This window comes from Roseinatronobacter domitianus, from assembly GCF_023336755.1.
GTDB classification, from domain to species: Bacteria; Pseudomonadota; Alphaproteobacteria; order Rhodobacterales; family Rhodobacteraceae; genus Roseinatronobacter; species Roseinatronobacter domitianus.
Genome location: NZ_JALZWP010000003.1, coordinates 108380 through 130320 on the forward strand (window position 1 = coordinate 108380; position 21941 = coordinate 130320).

General features: G+C 60.6%; 21 protein-coding genes. 7 read left to right on the plus strand and 14 right to left on the minus strand.

Annotated features, from left to right (window positions below; genetic code table 11):
• Nucleotides 1–74: 74 nt before the first annotated feature.
• The 4 genes from M3N55_RS04525 to M3N55_RS04540 are packed head-to-tail and all read left to right on the plus strand — an operon-like array spanning nt 75 to nt 6743.
• Nucleotides 75–1082, plus strand: coding sequence for an AAA family ATPase (locus tag M3N55_RS04525; protein ID WP_249056815.1), 1008 nt, complete (start codon nt 75–77; stop codon nt 1080–1082).
• Nucleotides 1079–1942: a DUF58 domain-containing protein gene (locus M3N55_RS04530; protein ID WP_249056817.1), complete on the plus strand. Its 864-nt coding sequence runs from the start codon at nt 1079–1081 to the stop codon at nt 1940–1942. Before M3N55_RS04525 ends, M3N55_RS04530 begins: the two co-directional genes overlap by 4 nt.
• Nucleotides 1939–4689 carry a DUF4159 domain-containing protein gene (locus M3N55_RS04535; protein WP_249056819.1) on the plus strand — a complete coding sequence of 917 codons (2751 nt, stop codon included), beginning with the start codon at nt 1939–1941 and terminating at the stop codon, nt 4687–4689. The genes M3N55_RS04530 and M3N55_RS04535 overlap by 4 nt, the downstream gene beginning before the upstream one ends.
• A complete protein-coding gene (locus M3N55_RS04540) occupies nt 4686–6743 on the plus strand; it encodes a hypothetical protein (protein ID WP_249056821.1) in 2058 nt (685 codons plus the stop codon). The genes M3N55_RS04535 and M3N55_RS04540 overlap by 4 nt, the downstream gene beginning before the upstream one ends.
• Before the next feature lie 113 nt (nt 6744–6856).
• Here M3N55_RS04540 and M3N55_RS04545 read toward each other — a convergent pair whose 3' ends face one another.
• The 11 genes from M3N55_RS04545 to M3N55_RS04595 form a co-directional block, all read right to left on the minus strand.
• Nucleotides 6857–8119 carry an NAD(P)/FAD-dependent oxidoreductase gene (locus tag M3N55_RS04545; RefSeq protein WP_249056823.1) on the minus strand — a complete coding sequence of 421 codons (1263 nt, stop codon included), beginning with the start codon at nt 8117–8119 and terminating at the stop codon, nt 6857–6859.
• A gap of 204 nt (nt 8120–8323) precedes the next feature.
• A complete protein-coding gene (locus M3N55_RS04550; RefSeq protein WP_249056824.1) occupies nt 8324–9043 on the minus strand; it encodes a c-type cytochrome in 720 nt (239 codons plus the stop codon).
• A 10-nt stretch (nt 9044–9053) separates the two neighbouring features.
• Complete coding sequence (locus M3N55_RS04555) at nt 9054–10151, minus strand: c-type cytochrome (RefSeq protein ID WP_249056826.1); 1098 nt, start codon at nt 10149–10151, stop codon at nt 9054–9056.
• Complete coding sequence (soxC, locus tag M3N55_RS04560; RefSeq protein ID WP_249056828.1) at nt 10135–11424, minus strand: sulfite dehydrogenase; 1290 nt, start codon at nt 11422–11424, stop codon at nt 10135–10137. The genes M3N55_RS04555 and soxC overlap by 17 nt, the downstream gene beginning before the upstream one ends.
• Nucleotides 11425–11478: 54 nt before the next feature.
• Nucleotides 11479–13173, minus strand: a complete 1695-nt coding sequence (gene soxB / locus M3N55_RS04565; protein ID WP_249056830.1) for a thiosulfohydrolase SoxB — start codon at nt 13171–13173, stop codon at nt 11479–11481.
• Nucleotides 13174–13313: 140 nt separating this feature from the next.
• Nucleotides 13314–14180 (minus strand): sulfur oxidation c-type cytochrome SoxA, encoded by an 867-nt coding sequence (gene soxA, locus M3N55_RS04570; protein WP_249056832.1) that lies wholly within the window; start codon nt 14178–14180, stop codon nt 13314–13316.
• Between the two features lie 36 nt (nt 14181–14216).
• Complete coding sequence (soxZ, locus tag M3N55_RS04575; protein ID WP_249056835.1) at nt 14217–14546, minus strand: thiosulfate oxidation carrier complex protein SoxZ; 330 nt, start codon at nt 14544–14546, stop codon at nt 14217–14219.
• 38 nt (nt 14547–14584) lie between these two features.
• Nucleotides 14585–14998: a thiosulfate oxidation carrier protein SoxY gene (gene soxY, locus M3N55_RS04580; RefSeq protein ID WP_249056837.1), complete on the minus strand. Its 414-nt coding sequence runs from the start codon at nt 14996–14998 to the stop codon at nt 14585–14587.
• Nucleotides 14999–15047: 49 nt separating this feature from the next.
• Complete coding sequence (gene soxX / locus M3N55_RS04585) at nt 15048–15542, minus strand: sulfur oxidation c-type cytochrome SoxX (protein ID WP_249056839.1); 495 nt, start codon at nt 15540–15542, stop codon at nt 15048–15050.
• Nucleotides 15543–15728: 186 nt separating this feature from the next.
• Nucleotides 15729–16298, minus strand: a complete 570-nt coding sequence (locus M3N55_RS04590) for a thioredoxin family protein (protein WP_249056841.1) — start codon at nt 16296–16298, stop codon at nt 15729–15731.
• A 16-nt stretch (nt 16299–16314) separates the two neighbouring features.
• A complete protein-coding gene (locus M3N55_RS04595; protein ID WP_249056843.1) occupies nt 16315–17052 on the minus strand; it encodes a cytochrome c biogenesis CcdA family protein in 738 nt (245 codons plus the stop codon).
• Nucleotides 17053–17192: 140 nt separating this feature from the next.
• On the opposite strand from M3N55_RS04595, the gene M3N55_RS04600 reads away from it, so the two are divergent.
• The 3 genes from M3N55_RS04600 (at nt 17193) to M3N55_RS04610 (ending at nt 19185) form a co-directional block, all read left to right on the plus strand.
• A complete protein-coding gene (locus M3N55_RS04600) occupies nt 17193–17528 on the plus strand; it encodes a thioredoxin fold domain-containing protein (RefSeq protein WP_249056845.1) in 336 nt (111 codons plus the stop codon).
• Nucleotides 17529–17630: 102 nt separating this feature from the next.
• Nucleotides 17631–18047 (plus strand): ArsR/SmtB family transcription factor, encoded by a 417-nt coding sequence (locus M3N55_RS04605; protein ID WP_346429254.1) that lies wholly within the window; start codon nt 17631–17633, stop codon nt 18045–18047.
• A 70-nt stretch (nt 18048–18117) separates the two neighbouring features.
• Nucleotides 18118–19185, plus strand: a complete 1068-nt coding sequence (locus M3N55_RS04610) for a YeeE/YedE family protein (RefSeq protein ID WP_249056846.1) — start codon at nt 18118–18120, stop codon at nt 19183–19185.
• A gap of 49 nt (nt 19186–19234) precedes the next feature.
• Here M3N55_RS04610 and M3N55_RS04615 read toward each other — a convergent pair whose 3' ends face one another.
• From M3N55_RS04615 to M3N55_RS04625, 3 genes are all read right to left on the minus strand, one after another.
• Nucleotides 19235–20188 carry an MBL fold metallo-hydrolase gene (locus tag M3N55_RS04615; RefSeq protein WP_249056849.1) on the minus strand — a complete coding sequence of 318 codons (954 nt, stop codon included), beginning with the start codon at nt 20186–20188 and terminating at the stop codon, nt 19235–19237.
• 3 nt (nt 20189–20191) lie between these two features.
• Nucleotides 20192–21109 carry an MBL fold metallo-hydrolase gene (locus M3N55_RS04620; RefSeq protein WP_249056852.1) on the minus strand — a complete coding sequence of 306 codons (918 nt, stop codon included), beginning with the start codon at nt 21107–21109 and terminating at the stop codon, nt 20192–20194.
• A 119-nt stretch (nt 21110–21228) separates the two neighbouring features.
• On the minus strand, nt 21229–21888 hold the full coding sequence (locus M3N55_RS04625) for a hypothetical protein (protein WP_249056854.1): 660 nt from the start codon (nt 21886–21888) through the stop codon (nt 21229–21231).
• Nucleotides 21889–21941 lie beyond the last annotated feature (53 nt).

Genomic DNA, 21941 nt, shown 5'->3' on the forward strand with positions numbered 1-21941 from the left:
AGGGTAACGTAACATGACTTCGCAAGTTTTCATCCCGAAGCGGGGCGAAACCCAAAGGCAAAAGGACGCGCCCTATGACAGATGTCACCGACCTTCCCCAGCAGATCGAAGCCCTTGGGGAAAAATTGGCAGAGGCGCGCGCCAGTATCAACCGGCGTTTTATCGGACAGGAAACCGTTGTGGACCTGACCTTGACCGCCATGCTCTGCGGCGGGCATGGGTTGCTGATCGGCCTTCCGGGCTTGGGGAAAACACGTCTGGTCGATACGCTCTCGACCGTGATGGGGCTGCACGGCAACCGCGTGCAGTTTACCCCCGACCTTATGCCCGCCGATATTCTGGGCTCCGAAGTGCTGGACGTGGATGACAGCGGCAAACGCGCGTTTCGCTTTATCGAAGGGCCGATTTTCTGCCAGCTTCTGATGGCCGATGAGATCAACCGCGCCAGCCCGCGCACACAAGCGGCTTTGTTGCAGGCGATGCAAGAGCGCGAAGTCACAGTCGCGGGCCAGCACCACAAGCTGGCCGCACCCTTCCATGTGCTGGCCACGCAAAACCCACTGGAACAGGAAGGCACGTACCCGCTGCCCGAAGCGCAGCTTGACCGCTTTCTGGTGCAGATCGATGTTCTATATCCCGACCGCGACACCGAGCGCGACATCTTGATTGCAACCACCGGGGCTGCCGAAGACACCGCGCATGAGGTCTTCAGCGCCGCCGAATTGATCGCCGCGCAAGGGCTTCTGCGCCGCATGCCGGTGGGTGAACGGGTGGTGGATGCCATCCTTGATCTGGTGCGCGCCTGCCGTCCGGGTGAAGCTGAGGCTCATGACGCCGTGCAGGGCATGGTTGCTTGGGGCCCCGGCCCGCGCGCGGCGCAAGCGCTGATGCTGACAGTGCGCGCACGGGCGCTGTTGCAGGGGCGGCTTGCGCCATCGCTGGACGATGTCGCCGCTATGGCCCGCCCGGTGCTGTCGCACCGTATGGCGCTGGGTTTTGCCGCCCGCGCGCAGGGGGCCGATCTGGGTCAAATTATCGACACGGTCGCCGCCCAAGCCACCGACATGGCGGCGGCTGCGTGACGGCCGATCTGCGCCAAAGGGCCGAAGGGCTTGCCGCCCCCCTGCCCGCGCTTTTGGCGCAGGCAGAGCATTTGGCTGCGTCTGTGCTACCCGGTGCGCATGGACGTCGGCGTGCCGGGCAAGGCGATGAGTTCTGGCAGTATCGCCCCGCCACCGCGTCCGATGGTGCGGGGCGGATAGACTGGCGGCGCTCTGGGCGTGCCGATGCACATTTCGTGCGCGAGACCGAATGGCAAGCGGCGCAGGCAGTCACGCTTTGGGTGGACCGCGCACAGGCGATGGCGTTTTCCGGCGCAAAGGATCGCGCCCCAAAAGCCGACCGCGCGCGGCTTTTGGGGCTGGCCTTGGCTGTGTTGCTGCTGAAGGGCGGCGAGCGTGTGGGCCTGTTGCCCGACCTGCCGCCGCGGATGGGGCGCGCGCAGTTGGAGCCGTTGACGCTGTCGCTGGCCACGGATGACGCGACCGATTTTGGCACCCCCCCGCCGGCAGCGATGCCTGCACGCTCGCAAGCCGTGTTCCTGTCGGATTTCCTTGGCCCGACCGAGGGGCTGGAAGAGGCTATCGCACGGGCGGTCGAGCAAGGGGTTGGCGGTGTTCTGGTGCAGATCCTTGATCCGGTGGAAGAACAGTTTCCCTATCAGGGCCGCTCTATTTTCGAATCCATGAGCGGTATTATACGTCACGAAACCCTGCGCGCGAATGACTTGCAGACCCGCTACCGTGATCGCCTGGCGGCGCGCAAAGACGCGCTGTCCGCCTTGGCGCGTCACAGTGGCTGGCAGGTTTTGACCCACCATACCGACCAACCGCCAGCCAAAGCCCTGATGGCGCTGTGGCAGGCGCTGGATGGGGGGCGATGATGGGCGCGGTCGGTTTTTCTACCCCGTGGCTGCTGGCGGCCTTGATCGCGCTTCCGTTGCTGTGGTGGCTGTTGCGCGCTGTGCCACCGGCGCCGGTTGTGCGCCGGTTTCCCGGTGTGGCGCTATTGCTTGGCCTGACCGATGAGCGCACGGAGACCGACAAGACGCCGTGGTGGCTGTTGCTGTTGCGCGCCCTTGCGGTAGCTGCGTTGATCGTGGGTTTTGCTGGCCCCATGCTGAACCCTCAGGCCGCACGCACCGGCGATGCGCCGCTTCTGATTGTGATGGACGCAAGCTGGGCCAGCGCCCGCGACTGGCCGCGCCGTGCCGAACGGGTGGGCGAGCTGCTGGCAGAGGCCGAACGCGCCGACCGGCCCGTGGCCGTTGTGGCATTGACCGACCTTCCCGAAGGACCGTTGCCGCTGCGGGATGCGCGCTTTTGGGCCGAACGCGTTGGCGCATTGGCCCCGACCCCTTTCGCTGCCAAGCCTGAAACAATCTTCGCTTGGGCCGCTAATCTGCCCGACCGGCTGGACAGCTACTGGGTCTCTGATGGGCTGGACGCTTCTTATCGTGCTGGCCTAACCGAAGACCTACAAACGCGCGGCACCTTGACAGTGTTTGAAACCTCGCGCCCCGTGATTGCGCTCGCACCGCCCAGCCTGCGGGAAGGCGTTTTGAACCTGCAAGCCATCCGATTGCCCGACCAACCGGCCACTGAGGTCGACATCATCGCGACAGGCCGCGACCCGTCGGGGGTAGAGCGTGCGCTGACCCGCGCCACGGCCCGCTTCGAGGCAGGCGCAGAGCGCGCAGAGGTCGATTTGGTTCTGCAACCCGAATTGCGCAACCGCATCACCCGATTCCAGATTGCCGGGGTGCGCAGCGCTGGCGCAGTCGCGCTGACCGATGACGCGCTGCAACGCCGCAAGGTGGCGCTTCTGACCGGACGCGAGGGTGACGAGGGGGCAGAGTTGCTGTCGCCATTCTTCTATTTGCGCCAAGCTTTGGGACCGGTCGCAGAGCTGATCGAAAGCCCGTCGATTGACGATCTGCTGCTGACCGCGCCGGATGTTCTGATTCTGGTCGATGTCGCCAGTTTGGGAGAGGTCGAAACCGCGCAGATCCTTGATTTCGTGCGAGCGGGTGGGATGTTGATGCGCTTTGCCGGGCCGCGCCTTGCCGCATCGGAAATCGCGCGCGACGCCGAAGACCCGCTACTGCCTGTCCGGCTGCGGATCGGCGGGCGCACGGTCGGTGGGGCCATGAGCTGGGGCGCACCGCGACGCTTGCGCGATTTCGCGCCGGACTCGCCTTTCGCGGGTCTTACAATCCCCGAAGATGTGACCGTCGCCGCGCAGGTCTTGGCACAACCCGATCCCGGCCTGGCGGACCGCACGATTGCCACATTGGCCGACGGCACGCCGCTGGTTACGCGCAAGTTCGACGAGGACGGCCAGATCGTGCTGGTCCACACCACTGCCAATGCCGATTGGTCGACCCTGCCATTATCGGGATTGTTCGTGCAGATGTTGGAGCGGCTGGCCGTCTCTACCCGTGGGGCGGCGCTTGACCCGGACGCGGTCGGCGATCAGCTTTGGCAACCGCAACGCGCGCTTGATGGGTTTGGCGAAATACAGGATACCAGCCGCGAACCTGCGGTCGAAGGCACAATCCTGGCGGCGCGCGCTTTCGGGCCAGACCTGCCGCCCGGTGTTTACAGCAGTGCCGCAGGAACGCTGGCGCTGAACCTTGGCACGCAGGACATGGCATTGTCACCCAGCACATGGCCCGCGACCGTTGCGGTCGAGCGCGACGCCGTCGCTGTCACCCGTGATCTGCGTGCACCGCTCTTGATCGCGGGTCTGGGGTTGCTGCTGATCGACATCCTTGCCGCATTGTGGCTGTCCGGGCGGCTGCGCGGCAGCGCTGTGGCGGCAGTCTTGTTGGCGTTTATGTTGCCTGCCGAAAGCTACGCACAAGACCCGGATGACCGGCTTGCCCTGCAAGCGACAAACGCGCTGGTTCTGGGCCATGTGCTGACCGGCGATGGCCGCGTGGACGACATGGCCGAGGCCGGTTTGCGCGGGTTAAGCCGCATCCTGTTTGCCCGCACCTCTATCGAACCCGCGCCGCCGATCGGCGTAGATATAGAACGCGATGAATTGACCTTCTTCCCGTTCCTGTATTGGCCGATCACGGAAAACACACCCATCCCGTCAGATGCTGCTTATGCCAAGCTGAACCGCTACTTGCGCGGCGGTGGAATGATCTTGTTCGACACGCGCGATGCCGAACTGGCCGGGCTGACCCGCACCACTCCAGAAGCCAGACGCTTGCAGGCAATCGCCCGCCCGCTGGACATACCGCCGCTGGAGCCCGTGCCAGAGGACCATGTGTTGACCCGCACGTTCTACCTGCTCAGCGAATTTCCGGGCCGCTACCGGGGGCGCGATGTCTGGGTCGAAGCCGCCCCCGCCGATGCAGAACGCGCCGAAGGTATGCCGTTTCGCAATCTGAATGACGGGGTAACGCCGGTCATTGTCGGCGGGCATGACTGGGCCAGTGCATGGGCGGTGGATGAGGCCGGGCAACCTATGGTGCGCATAGGCATGGGGCTGGTGGGCGAGGAGCAGCGTGAAATGGCTTACCGCTTCGGGGTGAACCTGATTACCCATGTGCTGACCGGAAATTACAAGTCGGATCAGGTGCATGTGCCTGCTTTGCTGGAAAGGCTGGGGCAATGAGCGGAACAGAGATTACCTTTGCGCCACTGCTGCCTTGGCCGTTCTTGGGCGCGGTTGCCGGGGTCGCTGTGCTGATGGTGGCCTTGGCGCTTTGGCGTGGCTTGCGCGGGTGGTGGTTGCGCGGGCTGTCGGCGCTGGCGCTGCTGGCCGCGCTGGCCAATCCGGCGCTGCAAACCGAATTGCGCGATACGCTCTCTGATATCGCGCTGGTGGTGGTGGATCAGACTGCCTCGAACCGGCTAAGCGACCGCATCGCGCAAACCGACACAGCCCGCACCCATCTGGAACAGGAACTTGCAGCCCTGCCCGGAGTGGAAACCCGCTTCGTCACAGTCGAGGATGCCGCACGCGATCAAGGCAGCCTGCTGGCCGGAGCTTTGGCAGAGGCGCTTGCGGAAATCCCGCGCGACCGGCTTGCCGGGACATTCTTGCTGTCGGACGGGCTGGCGCATGACGCGGACATGGCTTTGGACCTGCCCAGCCCACTGCACTTGCTGCAAACCGGACAATCCGAGGACTGGGACCGCCGCTTGGTCGTGACCAATGCACCTGCCTTTGCAATCCTTGGTGAACCCGTAACGCTGACCCTGCGCGTTGAAGACCAAGGCGCAGTTCCATCCGGGGCCGGGGGTATGGCCCCCTTGTTTTACTCTATAGACGGCGGACCGCGCCAAAGCGCCATGGTGCCCATTGGGCAGGACATGGAGATCGACGTCACGCTGGACAGAGGCGGGATGAATGTTCTGCAATTCGAACTGGAGGACGCTCCGGGCGAGTTGACCGACCGCAACAACGCCGCCATCGTGCAAATGAATGGCGTGCGCGACCGGTTGCGCGTGCTGCTTGTTTCGGGTGAACCCAACGCAGGCCAACGCACATGGCGCAACCTGCTGAAATCGGACCCGGCGGTTGATCTGGTGCATTTCACCATTCTGCGCCCGCCCGACCGGCATGATGGTGTGCCGGTAAATGAATTGTCACTCATCGCGTTCCCAACGCGCGAATTGTTCATCGAGAAGATCGACGAATTCGACCTTATCATCTTCGACCGTTACAAACGGCGCGGCATTTTACCGTCGGCTTATTTCGCCAATATTGCGCGCTATGTGCAGGATGGCGGGGCACTTCTGGTCGTTGGTGGGCCGGAACTGGCCGGGGCAGAGAGCATCTGGCGCTCGCCACTTGGCGCGGTCTTCCCTGCCAGCCCAACAGCCCGCGTCCTGGACCAGGGCTTCCGCCCAGAGGTAACGGATCTTGGCCAGCGCCACCCGGTCACGGCCGGGTTAGAGGCTTTGGCCCCCGCAGCTGAAGGCTGGGGCCGCTGGTTTCGTCAGATAGAAGTTGTGGCAGAGGATGGCCAAGTCCTTATGGACGGGATCGACGGACGCCCTCTGCTAATGCTGAATCGAGTCGAGCAAGGCCGCATGGCGCTTATCGCCTCTGACCAGACATGGCTTTGGGACCGTGGCTTTGAGGGCGGTGGGCCGCAGCTTGAACTGCTACGGCGCCTTGCGCATTGGATGATGGGCGAGCCGGAATTGCAGGAAGAAACCCTGACCGCCACCGCAGAAGGCCAACGCCTGTCGATCACCCGTCGCAGCCTAGGCGATGGGGTCGGTGATATCATCGTGACAGCACCGGATGGCACCGAAACAGCCCTTGCCGTAACGGAAGAGGCACCGGGCGAATACCGCACAGAATGGGATGTGCCGGAAATCGGACTTTACCGGCTGCGCGAGGGTGATTTGACAAGCGTGGTCGCTGTCGGCCCACAAGCCCCGCGCGAATATGAAAGCACGATTGCGACAGGCGCGCGGTTGGGCGGACTGATCGAACCCACGCGTGGCGGTGTGGTCGAGATGTCCGAAGGTTTACCAGAATTGCGGCAGATCCGAGAAGGCCGCGCCGCAGCCGGGCGCGGTTGGCTGGGTATCACACCGCGCAACGCCTATGTGACGACCGACCTGACCACCGCCGCGTTGCTGCCCGGCTGGGCTTGGCTTATACTGGCTGCCGGTCTGGCTCTTGGGGCTTGGCTGCGCGAAGGGCGCTGACCCCTGAAGTGGGTCGCACTACTTCGCATTCGCGCCACATGTTCTGTAATGATCGACATGAAAAAGGCGGCGCTGACACCAGCACCGCCTTTCAATATCGATGTTAGCGCGGATCAGCCGAAGATGTCAGCCACGATCCCGTTATACCAACCGATGCTTTCCTCGTAGGTCTGGCGGCGCAGATCAGCTTCTTCGCCGGTCTGGCTGATGAAGCTGGAGACGGATTCGATCTGGTTTTCTCCTGCTTCGTAGCTTGCGCCAACCTTCACACCGTCATCCGTCGCAATCAGCGACCAGCAGGTGTTGGAGTAGCGCGCCGGGAAGATGCGGCTGCCCGTCAACTCGCCGCGCACCACATTGGCGACGACCTTGGCCTGACTATTGGCCGAGAAGCCCGATTTCGGCATCGCGCCCTGTTGTGCGGCATCACCCAAAACGAAGACGTTTTCGTCCATGGTCGAGCGCATGTCAGATGGCGTGACAGGAGCCCAGCCCGCGTCATTGGTCAGGCCAGCCAGCTCTGCGATCTTGCCCGCTTTCTGGGCGGGGATCACGTTGCAGACGTCAACCTTCTCGACCTGCCCATCAATCACGACTTCCATCGCATCGGGGCGCACTTCGACATTCGCACCGCCAAAATCGGGGCCAATGCGTGTGACCATACCTGGGTAATGCTTGGCCCAGCCTTCCTCGAACAATGCTTGCTTCGAGAAATTCTCTTTCGGGTCGACCACCAGAATTTTCGCGGTCGGGTTCGACTCTGACAGCATATGCGCGACCATCGACACGCGCTCTCCCGGACCGGGGGGGCAACGATAGGGGTTCGGCGGGGCAACCATGCAGAAAGTGCCGCCGTCGCGCATGTTCTCGATCTGGTTCTTCAGCAGTTGCACCTGTGTGCCAGACTTATAGGCATGGGGCATAAGGCTTTGCTTGGTCACGTCCCAGCCCGGCACGGCATTATCGACAAAGTCGATGCCGGGGGCGACAACCAGCTTATCATAAGGCACCGACGCGCCCGAAGCGAGCGTAACAGTCCGCGCATCACGGTCTACGCCAATCGCCCAGTCATGGACCACATTCACGCCCGCAGCGGCTATGCCTTCATAGCCATGACCAAGTGCGTCATAGCCCCAGAACCCGCCCAGATAGAGGTTCGAGAAATAGCAGGTGTAGTAGCGCTTGGTCGGTTCAATCAGCGTAACGTCGACCGCACCATCGCTATCCTTCGCGATATAACGAGCCACCGTGCCACCGCCAGACCCACCGCCGATAACAACCACACGTGGACGCGCTTGCCCCAGGACAGGCGGCGCAGCCATGACTGCACTGGCCGCCGAAACGCTCGCGAGAAATGTTCTGCGTTGAAGCTTCATTGGTTTTCTCTCCCATGTTTCGCCTCGAAACGAGACGAATTTGCGCCCTTCTCCTCCAGTCGTCCAGCCTCCCCTGCGCCAATAGCGCAGCTCCGGACGGGTCAGGGTTCCTCGCAGGGCATAGAGCGTGGAACCGGATTATTGGCCGTGCGCAATCCGCGAAACGGCAATGCGGCCCACACCAAACGGCATGGGCCTACATTCTTATTCGTCCAACTCCGCAAAATAAGCGGCGAGGGCTGCGATTTCTTCTTCACCAAGGCGAGCTGCGATCGTTTGCATCACCTCATGCGGGCGCAGCTTTTCCTTGTAAGCGTGCATGGCGACAACGAAATCTTCTTCGGGCCAGCCGACAATGCCGGGAATACCCTCATTTGCACCGCTACGCTGATGGCAGGTGGCACATTCCTGACTTAGATATTCGCCATATTCCACATCCCCCACGATGGCGAGTATTTCAGGCGAAAGCTCTATTTCGGGACGAAGTGCCGTCGGCGCGGCTTCGGGGATGTTCTGCGGTTGGTCCGAGAAAACGCGCAAGTAAGCGATCAAGTCAGAGCGGCGTTCTTCATCTTTCAACCCGCGATACGACATGCGGGTGCCCGACACCAAGGCCCGCGGGTTTTCAATATATGCATGAAGGCGCCGCAGATCCCATGTCAGCCCGTCACGTCCCTGCCGTTCCAGCGCCCCGGAATACCGAAAATCATCGTGGCTGGCAGCGCCGCGGTCAAAGATATGGTTCAAATGGGGGCCGATGCGGTGCGTCGCACCTTCACCGATCTGGTGACAACTCGCGCATTCGCGTCGATAGACATCTGCGCCAGCCTCTGCATCGCCAATAGCGATCGCTTGCGCGAAAGCTGAAGTCGGGGCCAGCAAGGCCCCGATGCAGAGTGAAATGGAAAGGAATTGTCCCTTCATAATTCTCCGCTCAGTTAGAGTAAGAGGTCAGATAGGCGATCAAAGCTGCGCGTTCGTCCGCATCCCGCACGCCGCGGAACGCCATGCGATTGCGTTCAATGTAGTCTCGCGGATTTTCGAGGAATGCGTCAAGGGATTCTTCGGTCCAGACATGGCCCTCTTCCGCTTTCTCCACGAATGCTGGCGAATAGCGGAACCCATCAACTTGCCCGGCAACGTTCCCGACAATACCATTCAGCGTCGGACCCGTGCCATTGCGGGCGCCGTCACCGACCTGATGGCACGACCGGCATTGACGGAAAGCCCGTTCACCTGCTTCGACCATCGCTGGATCAAGACTTGCGACCTGCACCTCTTCGGCAGCGGGTTCGGCCGCAGCCTCTTCCATAGGTGCCGCATCTGTCGCGGTGCCCTGCGCCGAGGCTTCCTCTAGCGTCGCACCCGGCTCCAGCACGGTTCCGTCAAGCAGCAAGCGCGGGAAGGCTGGAGTCACGGCTATGTCAGTGGCCCGTTTCGTGATTTCGACCGGCGCAGAGCAATCGCTCATGCAAGGCTCTGTCACAAAGAGCGGAAACTCTGTTTCCATCCGATCATCTATGATGAACCCATCGACGTTCGGCATCACGACCTCTGTGAAGTTCTCATTGCTGAGCACGAAGTCATCTTCCACGATCCCGTTCGAATACAGGATATAAGCCGTGATCGCATAAGTTTCGTCATAGGTCAGGATCTGGGCCGCGCCAAAGGGCATGGAGCGGTGCACATAGTCGAACACCGTGGACAGATAAGGCCAGTAGGAACCAACCGTTTTCACCGGGCGCGCGTCGGTCAGGGTTCCGTCCCCGCCCGCAACCACAGGCCATGCGCCAGCGCCCTCGGCGAAGTCGCCATGGCACGCCGCGCAATTGTTGATCCACGCTTCTTCACCGTCATAGACATCGCCCTGCCCTTCCGGCAGGCCGGTGCCATCCGGCAATACTGCAACGTCCCAAGCTTCGATCTCTTCGGGCAAGGCCGCGCGACCAAGGCCGAATTCCTGCGCCAGAACCGGGGCGGCAGCCAAGGTTGCGAGCGCCGTGGTAGCGATCAGATTACGACACTTCGACATTTTCAGCTTCCCCATTCTCGTTGACATACCAGGTCTGGATGCCGTTGTTGTGGTAGATCGAGTTCAGACCGCGCACGGCACGCAACTGGTCTTTGGTGGGCTGGACATAGCCGGTTTCATCGACTGCACGCGATTGCAGCAGCATCGGCTTGCCATCCCAGACATGATCGACATAGAAGCGCGTCAGTGCCATCGACTGCGCATCGCCCGCGATCCGGGCCTCGACCCAGTTGGCGCCACCATCCGTGGACACATCGACACGGGTGATCTTGCCTCGGCCGGACCATGCCAATCCAGTGATAACCATCGGACCGGGGCCGTGGCTTGCCGGCGTTTGCGGCGAGGGTGATGTGACAACGGATTTCGCGTCCATCTCCCATGTCCATTTGCGGGCGATCCCATTGGCCAGCAGGTCGGTGTATTTGCTGGTTTCTTCGCGGGCTTCGACGGCCTGATCGTAGACGCCGATGCGGCGCAGCCACTTGACCCACATGTTGCCTTCCCAACCGGGCACGATCAAGCGCACCGGGTAGCCATGCTCCATGCGCAGGGCTTCGCCATTGGCGTAGAAGGCAACAAGGCAGTCATCCATCGCTTTTTCCAGCGGAATGGACCGGCCATTGGAACTGGCGTCATGGCCTTCAACGAAGATCCACTTGCCTTCTGGCTGCACGCCAGCTTCTTCCAGCAGCACACGCAACGGAACACCGATATATTCCATATTATGGATCATGCCGTGGGTGAATTGCACACCATTTAGCTGTGCGCCCCCCCACTCCATGCCGCTATTGGCGGCACATTCACAAAACGCAACGCGGCTTTCACGCGGCAGGCGCATCAGGTCGGCAAAGGTAAAGACCAGCGGGCGATCGACCAGCCCGTTGATCATCAGGCGGTATTCCTGCTTGCTCATCTCGATCGCGCCGGAATGGTGGCGCTCGAACGCACAGCCCTGCGGCGTGATCGTGCCTTCCAGCGCGTGGATCGGCGTGAAGTTGATAGAGCTGATCGGGTCAGCGGTCAGCCACTCGACATTGCGGCGCACGACATGCTCTTCATAATGGATCGGCATTCCGTATGGCGTGGCGTCCACCGCTTCCCCAGTGAAAGAGGCATAGGGCTGCACTTCTGTAATCAACGGGTCCGGCGTATTCGCGCGAGCACCCGTGGCCCCAAGGGCCGCGCCCCCGGCGGCAAGCCCTGCGGTGCGCAGGAAATCGCGGCGGCTGGCACCGCCGGCCTTGCGGGGCGCGTCATTCGACTGGTCGGTCATGACGTAGTTCCTTTTGCTGATCTGGGCAGGCGCAGACCCACCCCGGTTAAATGGTTAAAGCCCTGTCACTTCTACCGAGTTATTCGGTGACAGCGCCACACGACCGATCTTGCGGATATGGTTTTCGACCACGTCCCAGATCTGCGGGCCTTCTGTCCCCTCGTTCACACTTGCCCAACCGCCCACGGTATAGGAGCGGGCCGGGTCGATCGCATCACCTGTGGACAAAAGCGTCATGTTCGAGATGCGCTCGCCAATCGGCTTCGAGATGTCGATCTTGTAACCAAGCCCGCCCATGCGCACCATGTCCCCACCCTGTTGGAAATAGGGGTCCGGGTTAAACAGGTTATCGCCCACATCTTCCAGAACGACTTTCAGGAACTCGCCGGTCATCTCGGTCCGGTAGCACTGGCCATAGGTCATGCTTGTAACCGAATGGATATCTTCGCGGGTAATCGCGTCGCCCGGCATCAGGCTGGCACCCCAGCGCACGCCCGGTGACATGGCGATTTCGGTGTCCCGCTCGGACATGATCGCATCGCAGATCAGGTCATCCCAGGTGCCGTTGAAGTTACCCCGACGATACAACAGGCTATCGGTATGGCCGATGACCTCTTCCAGTTGGTCCTTGAACGGCGCGCGTTCCGCGTCGATCAGGGTGGCCATTTCCGCATCGGGCGTGATGACATCCGAGAAAATCGGGATCAGCTTGCTGCGGAAGCCCATCATGCGGCCATCACGGACATCAAGGTCCAGACGGGTCACGAACTTGCCGTGGCTGCCGCTGGCGATCAGAAGGGTTTCGCCCACGATCACCGGTTCGGGCAACGCGTCATGCGTGTGGCCGGTCAGGATAACGTCAATACCGCTTACGCGGCTTGCCATCTGGCGGTCCACGTCAAAGCCGTTATGCGACAGCACGACGACCAGATCGGCCCCCTGCGCGCGCACTTCATCGACCATTTCCTGCATGCGCCGGTCGCGAATGCCGAAGCTGTATTCGGGGAACATCCAGCCGGGGTTGGCAATGGGCATGTAGGGGAAGGCTTGCCCGATAACCGCGACTTTCGCGCCACCACGCTCAAACCACGTGTAATCGGGGAATTCGGCGGGTTCGTCCCACTCAGAATCGAAAATATTCTGGCCAAGGAAGGGGAACGGCAGACCGTCTACGATCTCCATGACGCGGTCGGTGCCAAAGGTCCATTCCCAATGGCTGGTCATGGCCTCAACGCCAAGCTTGTTCATAACATTGACCACGTCCTGCCCTTTGGTCAGGTAGCTGGTCATAGAGCCGTGCCATGTATCGCCACCATCCAGCAAGATCGCATCAGGGCGGTCGGCCTTGATCGCCTTGACCACGGTTGCAACGCGGTCCATCCCGCCCATTTGGCCATAAGTTTTGCCAAGCGCGACGAAATCTTCGTAGGTCAGGGCATAAGCCTCGGGCGAGCCGGGCTTAAGGTTGAACATCTCGATGAAGTCCTTGCCGACGACATGTGGCGGCTTGCCCTTCACATCGCCCACGCCGACATTCAACTCCGGCTCGCGGAACCAGATCGGCTTCAGATGGGCGTGAATATCGGTGATGTGGATGATCGACAGATTTCCGAACGTGTCGAATTTCAGCAGATCATCCTGCGTCAGCGTCTGCTGCGCGGCCAGTTTGCCCCAGTTGCCATAACCGGAAATGCCGTAGAGCGCAGAAGCCGCGACAGAGGCTTGCAGGAATTCGCGCCTGGAAATCATGAGAGAGTTCTCCTTGGGAGAGACGGCATGCCGCTGGGAGGAATACGGACATGCCAATCTTCGTAAGTGTGAATATTGTTGGTCTGAAAAAACGCCAGACCATAGGCCGGGGCGCATATCCTGCGCCCCGGTCCAATAGGTTACTGACGAACGGCAACGCCTTCGACTGCCAGCCCGTTGCCGCGCGACGCGACATACAGTTCCAGCTCGCGGAACTCTTGCGAGCCAATGGCGAAGGATTCCGCCCGCGTGTCACGGATACAACCACGGAAGCGGTTATGTATGGACACCATGCCAGCGTTTTTCAGACGGTAGGTCGGAAAGCCGTTGGTCTGGCCCTGGCTCAGATGGTCCGCACGGATCATCATGCCCCAGCTGTCTTCGTGGCAATTGGCGCAAGACAGTTCCAACTGGCCGAAGCGGGTGTAATACATTTCCTTGCCCTTCTCCCAGAAGGGAGCGGCTTCACCGTCAATCGCCACATTCACCGGCATACCGCGAGACTGCATGGAAATGAACGAGGTCATGTTGCGCATGTCCCCACTGTTCCAGCCATAAGGCTCTGCTTCCATCCGGGTCGTCCGGCAGTTGTTGACGTAGTCTTCCATGGACCACAGGTCACCATTCTCGTTGACCTTGGGCATAGAGGCGCGAACGCCTTTCATGGATTCGGACGCATCACCGTGGCAATCCGCGCAGGACTGTCCGGCAGCGCCATCTGCGGTTTCCCACAGATCGGCACCGTCTTCGACAGCGATCATTGCAGGGTTTTCGAAGTCATCCATCTGAAGTTCGCGGGTCTCATCCGTGCGGAACAACCAACCCGAATACAGTTCGGGTAGCGCGCCGTCCAAATGCGCCGGAGCCTCGGCCCGCACGTTCAGCTTCAATTCGCCCTCAATGATAAGCTCTGCATCCGGATGCGGGTCTGCATAGGCCGCGCCGGTAAGCGCGACCGCACAGATTGCCGCAGAGGCCATCAGCTTGCTTAGGGTAAAGGTCTTCATACGTCTCCTCCCAGACTGGCGCATGACCAAGTTAGATTAACCGACCGAAAGCTGTTGCGTTTCGGTGTAGACCGCGCCGCCATCTTCATACCAAGTGAAGACAACATCGGTAGCGTCGCTAACCATAATGTCGAATTCGACATACGGGTTGGCGGAAATAGCGCCTTCCAGCGCCATATCGATCACCATCTCACCACCATATTCGCAGGTGAAGCGATTGATGATCATGCGCGGGATGGTGTTGCCGTCTGCGTCTTTGCGCAGGCCGGTTTCCATGACGTGGCTGACCAGCGTCTTGACTTCGGCGGCTTGGCCAGCCTTTGCAGAACGCGGCAGGCGGATACGGGGTTTTACGTCGGACATCATGTCTCTCCTAAAATATCGGTTGGCAGGGGAGGGCTGGATTAGCCGCCGCAACCGCCAATGGTCACTTTCACTTCGACAGCGGCTTGCTGGAAGCTGCCATCAGGCATCTTGGCCACTGCAACCACGTCCTGCGTGCCACCCAAGCGAATGCGGGTCGACGCACGGTGCGATCCGGCAGCGGGGCCGAATTTGAACACCGCAACGCCCGGTGTCGGGTTGCCATCGGCGTAGATTGCGATTTCTTCTGCACCCGGTGCCTCTACCGAGATGGGCACAGTGTTGCCGTTTTCCGCAATCTCGGGCGCGGTGATCATAACGCCGCCTTCGGTCACGGATGCGCCGCCGGTATAGGCCGCGATGGCATCGTCAGCCGCCGCATGGACGCTGATCGGAAGCAAGGTGATGGTGGCAGCGCCAAGGCCCAAGGCCATTGTGTCGCGTCGTGTAAACATGGTGCAATCCTTTCGCAGTCAGAGAGGAACCGAGGGACGTCTGGCCGCCTCAGTATTCGGTCAGGGTGGTCAAGTAAGCCACCACATCTTCAATCTGCTGAGCAGTCAGCAGCGTCGAAAAAGTTTCGGGATCGTAAGCTTTTGCCGTGTATGCATTTCCGGGACGAATGAAGTCTTCCGGATTATCGTTGTAGAACACGGGCATCATGCTGTCGGGGAAGACACGTTTTGCATTGGCGACAATGCCGCGCAGCTCAGCTTCGGACCAGCGAGCCCCCGTTCCATCAAGAGCGGGACCGACGTTGCCCTGAAATGCGACATCCGGCATTGCAGAATTTTCATGGCACGCAACGCAATTGCCAAGCGACCTGGCCGAAAGGACCTTCGCGCCCTCCAACGGGTCACCCGGCACACCGGTCAAAGACGCCGGAATTGCGATCTCGTCTTCCCAGACGACATCTGCGGGTTTGATCTCTGCGGATGCGGACGCGGCCGCCACGACCATCGTCGTTGCCAATGCTGCGCGGATGAAACGTGAAGTCATGGATGTCCTCCCAGACACGCTATTTGGTTTTGGCGCTCTCCCAAGCTCACCATGGTTATTACTGTAGACCATGGGATGCCGTGGCCGCAAATGAAAATTCGATTTTTTGCATATTCTTTTAGTTGAATAAGAAAAACCCGCCCGTGATGACCAAGGGCGGGGATAAAACAGAACAGTTGCAGTAGGTTACTGTGCCGCGCGCATTTCATCCAATCGGCGCGCCACATATTTCTGGAAATGTTCGTCGCCCTCGTAACCTTTCTCCAACACCCATTCCAGCATCAGTCGGGTACTGCCCTTCTCGAACGCGCCGGGCATGACAACTGCGGCCGATTCGCGCAGGCTGGCTGATTCGGGCGCCTCCTCGGAAGCGAAAATCAGCGTGGGCGTGAACACCACGCCCCAACGCCGGGCCATGTCACGTTCTTCCATCACGGTGCCGTCGAAATCGGTCACTTCCAGGTTGCCGAACAGGTTCATCTGGATGACGTAGAATTTTTCGGACAGCAGACGCTCGATCTCTGGGTCGACATAGACGGTTTCATGCATCCGTGTGCAGTAGATACACCCGCGCTGTTCAAACATCAAAAGCAGGCGTTTACCTTCGGCATTCGCATCCGCCAGATCATCGCGCATATCGCGGAAGGTTTCCACGAACCAGTCAGGTTTGTGCAGACCGTCTTCTCCCAACGGCACGGCCGTGGCGGGGCCAGCCAGTATCAGGCCGGTTAGCAAGGCGTAAGCAAATCTCAGCATGTTTTCCTCCCAGTTTTCAACCCAAGGTAGCAGTCCATGGCATGTTCCGAAGCATCCATTCGGCGATCAGGCTGATCGAATCGGTCGCTATCAGAATCGCGAAGACCACAAGCATACCACCCATGACCTTTTCGACATGCGCCAGTTTCGACCGGTGCTTGCCGACCCAGTTCAGGAACGGGCGCGCGAACAGCGCTGCAATGACGAAAGGGAAGGTCATGGAAATGCCATAGACCGCCAGCAAAAGCCCACCGCGCCAGACCTCTCCCATACCCGACGCAACCATCAGGATCGCAGCCAGCGCGGGGCCGACACAGGGTGTCCACCCGAACCCGAAGGCCAACCCCATGACATAGGATCCGACCACGGATTTCGGGGCGCCGACATTCTCGATCCGGGCCTGCCGATACAGGAAGCCAATCTTGATAACCCCCAGAAAGTGCAGGCCAAACGCCAGCAAAACGGCGGCCGCGACCCACTTCAAAATGTCGCGGTAAGCGATAAACGCCTGCCCAAGCGCGGTTGCCCCCATCCCCAGCAGCACAAAAATACTGGTCACGCCCAGCGCAAAGGCAACAGAGGACAGCACAAGCCGCTTCTGCGCGCCGGGCTCAAGGCCGCCCTCATCGCGCAACTCTCCCATCGAGAGCCCGGCCATGTAGCATAGGTAAAACGGCACAATGGGCAGAATGCAGGGCGTGAAGAACGATAACAGCCCCGCCAGCGCCGCCCCTGCAAAACTGATATCGAACATGTGACCGGCTCCTTCGGGTTAGGGCCTGCATGCTGGTTGCAGCAGCCACAACAACATATTACCTTATGCTTATGTTTAGATCGTTTCGTCAACTTGCGGTTTGGGCCGCGCTTGCTGTTTTTACGCAACTCCCACCCGCCATGGCAGACCCTGCCAGCGGGCTGCGTCTGCTGATGATCGAACAGCCGGGCTGCGCTTATTGCGTGGCGTTCAACCGCGACATCGCCCCGATCTATGAAAAGACAGAGCATGGTGCAGCGGCCCCGCTGTTTCATGCCGACCTGCGCAAAGACATGCCCGAGGGGATCACCTTGGAATCGAGGCCCTTTGTGACCCCGACTTTCATCCTCATCGGCCCCGATGGCCACGAGATGTCGCGCATGACCGGCTTTCCGGGAGAAGATTTCTTCTGGCCTTATATCGCGAAAATGATTGAGGAAGCTCAGACCGAGCTGGGCCAACCCGCTTTGAACTGACGGGTTTTGCCACAATCAACAGAATTTGACGCGCCGAACTCGCCACCTGCCTTCGCATCTGTTACAGTGTCTGGAACGATAGCGCGCTGATATAGCGCAGGCATGACAGTAACAGTCGGAACAAGCACCTTGCCAGACGGGCAACCAATGGAGCATGGCACCCAGACAGAATTCGGGCGCCAACCGGGGGAAGCATCGCTTCCGCCGACGTCTGACGTCAGCCATGACGCCTTGCAGGCAGAGGCGCGCGCGGCAGCCGATTTCCTAAAAGCAATGGGACATGAAGGCCGCCTGCTGATGCTGTATCATCTGTGCGAGCGCGATTGTTCGGTGACAGAACTGGAAAAGCTGATCTTGTCGCGCCAGGCCGCCGTCAGCCAGCAACTGGCCCGGTTGCGGCATGAAAAGCTGGTGACAACCCGGCGCGAGGGTAACCAGATTATCTATTCATTGGCAGATCAACGCGTGCGCGATGCGGTGCTTTTGATGCAACATATGTTCCGGAAACCCAAATTCTGATCCAGATCAAGGCGCCCCCTGTGTCGGGCGCTTAGCGTGCCCACACTCGAATTATCTGGGACGCGCGGATATGGACCTGATTCCGGTTGTTGAATACCTTGGCGAAAGCAATGTCGAAGCCTTGATGGGCCTGATGGTCGGCATGGTTTTCGGCATCGCCGCGCAACGTTCGCGCTTTTGTCTGCGCGCGGCCACCGTCGAATTTGCCCGCGGCGAAATGGGGCCGCGCATGGCGATCTGGCTGCTGACCTTCTCGACCGCCGTGGTCTGGGTGCAGGGCGCGCAATCGCTGGGCCTGTTCCGGGCTGATGACGCGCGGCTTATGGCCGTGGCCGGGTCATGGTCCGGCGCGGTTATCGGCGGGTTGATGTTCGGCGCAGGCATGGTGCTGGCGCGCGGCTGTTCGGGCCGCTTGCTGGTCTTGGCGGCAACGGGCAACCTGCGATCCGTCATTGCCGGTATGGTCTTTGCACTGGTCGCCCAAATGGCACTTTACGGCTGGCTTGCGCCCTTGCGCACATGGTTGGCAAGCCTCTGGACCACCCCCGGCGGGCGCAATGTGCATTTGCTGGACATGGTCGGGCTGAACCAAAACCTTGGGCTGTGGCTGGGTGTGGCGACTGCCCTGCTGGCCCTGTTCCTTGCATTTCGCCACAAGCTGACATGGAGCTCGCTGGTCTTTGCGTCTGGCGTGGGCTTTGCCGTAGCACTTGGCTGGATTGCTACATGGACCCTTGCGCAGATCGCCTTTGACCCAATCAATGTGACATCGGCCACATTCACCGGCCCTTCGGCCAACACATTGATGTTCTTTCTGGAACCCGCGCCAAGATTGCGCTTCGATATCGGGTTGGTGCCGGGCGTGGTGCTGGGGGCGTTCCTGGCCGCACTTTTCGCCAAAGAACTGAAATGGCAGGGCTATGACGGGGCCGATGCCATGCGCCGTTCGCTTGTCGGGGCTGCGCTTATGGGCTTTGGCGGTATGCTGGCAGGGGGCTGCGCTATCGGCTCGCTCACCGGCGCTTCGGTCTTTGCCACGACCGCGTGGCTGGCACTTTTGTGCATGTGGATCGGCGCGGCGCTGACCGATTTCCTGATCGATCAACGAGACGGGCGCGGGCACGCTGTAGCGGTCTGACCACAAGACAAAACGGGCGCGGAATGACCCGCGCCCGCCTTATGCAAGCTTATTCCCACTCCATCTCGGAAAACACTACGCCCGCGTTGCGGGTCGCCAGTTCCTCAAACGTGTCCAGATGGGTGTAGGGGGATTGGTCGACATAATAAGACGAGGTCAGGTCGCCGCCTTCGTCGATATGTTCGCCGATCTTTTCGCGCAGATACACCAGATAATCACGCGTATAGCGCCGCACCTGCGCCAGGTTGGTCGGGTGCCCATGACCGGGGATCACATAGGTCGGGTTCAATGGCTCGAACGCGTTTTCCCAGGTTTCGATCCAGCAGCTTGTGCAGGTGCCCTCAAAAATTGGCGGCATGCGTTCCTGAAAGGCGATGTCACCCGCAATCATCAACGATTGCTCTGGCAGCCAGACCTGCGTATCGCCCGCGCTATGGGCCGGGCCAAGATGCAACACCTCTATGCGGAAATCACCCATCGACGCGTCATACCTGTCGGTGAATGTCAGCGTGGGGGCCATGGGCACAGTGCCTTCGGCATTCTCGCGAGCATAGTTCTGCAAGGCTTGCAGCCCCTGCCCCGCGTCTTTCTCATATTCATGCGCGGCATCGACATGGGCCAGAACCGGCACATCCTGCTCTATCCAGTAATTGTTGCCCAGCATTGCATGGCCTTGCCCGTTTTCGGCAATCACCAGCTTGACCGGTTGGTCTGTGCGTTCGCGGATTTCCGCATGTAGGGCTTCGGCCAGCTTGTAGGACGCTCCGGAATTTATGACGACCACGCCATCACCGGTGATGATAAAGCTCAGGTTGTTGTTGTGCCCCGCGTTCTCATAGGTCGGCGGTGCCGTCGCGCCGATGGACGACCAGACATGCGGGATCACCTCTACCGGTTTGTTATACAGCACCGATTGCGGATATTTGTCTGCAATATCCTCCGACGCAAAAGCGGCCCCGGCCCAGAGTGCGGCCGTCATGGTTAACAGAATAGGGCGTGTCATCACTCAGATCTCCGGATTAAAACGATAGCCGCCATCGGCCAGCTTTTCGGCGCGGCCCAAGCCGCCATCATGCACATGAAAGCCCGCAACAAGCAGGTTGTCAGCGGTAATCCGGTCTAACAGCGCGACGCGGCTGGCAGCGCCCAGTTGCGGGTCTTGGTCGGCGGCTGACGCGAATTCGGGGCGCTCGAATGCCACATGGCCGTTGCCGATTGCATCGCCTGTCACAAGCACGCCTTGCCCGCCAAGCTGCACCTGGTAGGACATGTGGCCGGGCGTGTGTCCGGGGCTGGCCACAGCTTGAACGCCGGGCACGACCTCTGCGCCATCCTCGATGAGGATGACCTGATCGGCCACTATTTCCAGCCGCCGGGCAGCGCCCACGGCGAAGGACTGGCGCTCTGCCCCAATCGTGTCGATGGTGGCCGGGTCCATCCAGTAGTCCCATTCCGCCCGGCCCATGATGATCTGGGCATTCGGCAGGAAAGGTTCGTCGAAATCATCCAGCAACCCCCAGATATGATCGGGGTGGGCATGGGTGATGACCAGATGCGTGATGTCCTCTGGCGCGACCCCCATCTCGTCCAGCGTGTCGGGCAGCATACCCGCGCTTGGCATGAAATCGAAGCCAGCCCCCACATCGAACAACACCGTCCGTTCACCGTCGCGCAACAGCGTATGGTTGCACGGTGGAGTCATCTGGTCAGACAGCCCATAGCGCGCGCGCAGCTCTGCCAGAAATTCGGCTGGAAGCTGCTCAAGCGTCGAATCAAACGGCAAGACAAGGTTACCATCCGACACCATGTCCAACCGCGCCGACCCCGCTTCAAACGAGTTTACGGCCAAGGCACGACGCGGCAACAGACCCTGGGCAACAAGTGCGGCGGCAATACCGGATTGCAGGAAAAGACGGCGATGCATGTGATTTCTCCCTCAAGAAATACCCCGCACAAGGCGGGCAACAACCGGAAAGGCGAGGGAGAGCGCAGTGTTTCCGTGTGTTAGGTGTAATATATGGCCGAAGCCGGATGCAAGCCCCGTTACAGATTGCGCATCTGTAATTCGCGCGCGACCTCGGCGCGGACCAGCTTGCGGATGTTACGGGTAATCCGCTCGCCCAACTCACCCTGCAATTCTTGACGCACGATACGCGCCACCAGCTCTGCCAAGGCGTCTTCGTCGATCACAGTATCCGCCGTTTCCGCAGCCTCGGTAGCCCCGGCAGCCTCGGCAGCCTCGGCAGCCTCGGCAGGGGCGATTGCCAGTGCCTTTTCAAGTCGTGCAAGGGTTTCTTCCAGTTGAGTTTCGCCCTCAACATCCGGCTCGACCATGGGGCCAGAGGCAGTCGGCGCCGCGAATATCTGCGCTGCCCCCTGCCCGGCTTGGGCAATTCGGGTCAGTAATGGCGCACGCAGGGCGGCATCGGCAAAACTCGGATGCCTTGGCGACTCAACTGGATCAGGCTTGGACGCAATCACAGATTGCAGGGTTTCTGGGGCCGGATCAGATTTGGTTTCGACTTCCGGGAACTTGGGGTCTTGCGCCGTATCGGGTCCATCATCGACACGCAACGCCGAGGTCAGCACCAGTTTTCCGGGCGTTGCAGGCTTTGGGTGTGCCGGGTGTTCATCATGCGATACAAGACGCCGGATGGATGACAACACATCCTCTATTTCGTGCCGCGACATCGCCTCGGTCATGTCTTGCCCTTTCCCCACTGATAACACACACAGGGTGCGTGATCTGGCGCCAC

Coding starts and splice junctions, on each gene's coding strand:
- M3N55_RS04540 (WP_249056821.1), top strand. CDS start 4,686: ATGAGCGGAACAGAGATTACCTTTGCGCCACTGCTGCCTTGGCCGTTC.
- M3N55_RS04545 (WP_249056823.1), bottom strand. CDS start 8,119: ATGAAGCTTCAACGCAGAACATTTCTCGCGAGCGTTTCGGCGGCCAGT.
- M3N55_RS04615 (WP_249056849.1), bottom strand. CDS start 20,188: ATGACACGCCCTATTCTGTTAACCATGACGGCCGCACTCTGGGCCGGG.
- M3N55_RS04525 (WP_249056815.1), top strand. CDS start 75: ATGACAGATGTCACCGACCTTCCCCAGCAGATCGAAGCCCTTGGGGAA.
- M3N55_RS04625 (WP_249056854.1), bottom strand. CDS start 21,888: ATGACCGAGGCGATGTCGCGGCACGAAATAGAGGATGTGTTGTCATCC.
- M3N55_RS04550 (WP_249056824.1), bottom strand. CDS start 9,043: ATGAAGGGACAATTCCTTTCCATTTCACTCTGCATCGGGGCCTTGCTG.
- M3N55_RS04610 (WP_249056846.1), top strand. CDS start 18,118: ATGGACCTGATTCCGGTTGTTGAATACCTTGGCGAAAGCAATGTCGAA.
- soxZ (WP_249056835.1), bottom strand. CDS start 14,546: ATGATGTCCGACGTAAAACCCCGTATCCGCCTGCCGCGTTCTGCAAAG.
- soxA (WP_249056832.1), bottom strand. CDS start 14,180: ATGAAGACCTTTACCCTAAGCAAGCTGATGGCCTCTGCGGCAATCTGT.
- soxX (WP_249056839.1), bottom strand. CDS start 15,542: ATGACTTCACGTTTCATCCGCGCAGCATTGGCAACGACGATGGTCGTG.
- M3N55_RS04605 (WP_346429254.1), top strand. CDS start 17,631: ATGACAGTAACAGTCGGAACAAGCACCTTGCCAGACGGGCAACCAATG.
- M3N55_RS04535 (WP_249056819.1), top strand. CDS start 1,939: ATGATGGGCGCGGTCGGTTTTTCTACCCCGTGGCTGCTGGCGGCCTTG.
- soxB (WP_249056830.1), bottom strand. CDS start 13,173: ATGATTTCCAGGCGCGAATTCCTGCAAGCCTCTGTCGCGGCTTCTGCG.
- M3N55_RS04555 (WP_249056826.1), bottom strand. CDS start 10,151: ATGTCGAAGTGTCGTAATCTGATCGCTACCACGGCGCTCGCAACCTTG.
- M3N55_RS04600 (WP_249056845.1), top strand. CDS start 17,193: ATGGCAGACCCTGCCAGCGGGCTGCGTCTGCTGATGATCGAACAGCCG.
- soxC (WP_249056828.1), bottom strand. CDS start 11,424: ATGACCGACCAGTCGAATGACGCGCCCCGCAAGGCCGGCGGTGCCAGC.
- M3N55_RS04620 (WP_249056852.1), bottom strand. CDS start 21,109: ATGCATCGCCGTCTTTTCCTGCAATCCGGTATTGCCGCCGCACTTGTT.
- M3N55_RS04595 (WP_249056843.1), bottom strand. CDS start 17,052: ATGTTCGATATCAGTTTTGCAGGGGCGGCGCTGGCGGGGCTGTTATCG.
- soxY (WP_249056837.1), bottom strand. CDS start 14,998: ATGTTTACACGACGCGACACAATGGCCTTGGGCCTTGGCGCTGCCACC.
- M3N55_RS04590 (WP_249056841.1), bottom strand. CDS start 16,298: ATGCTGAGATTTGCTTACGCCTTGCTAACCGGCCTGATACTGGCTGGC.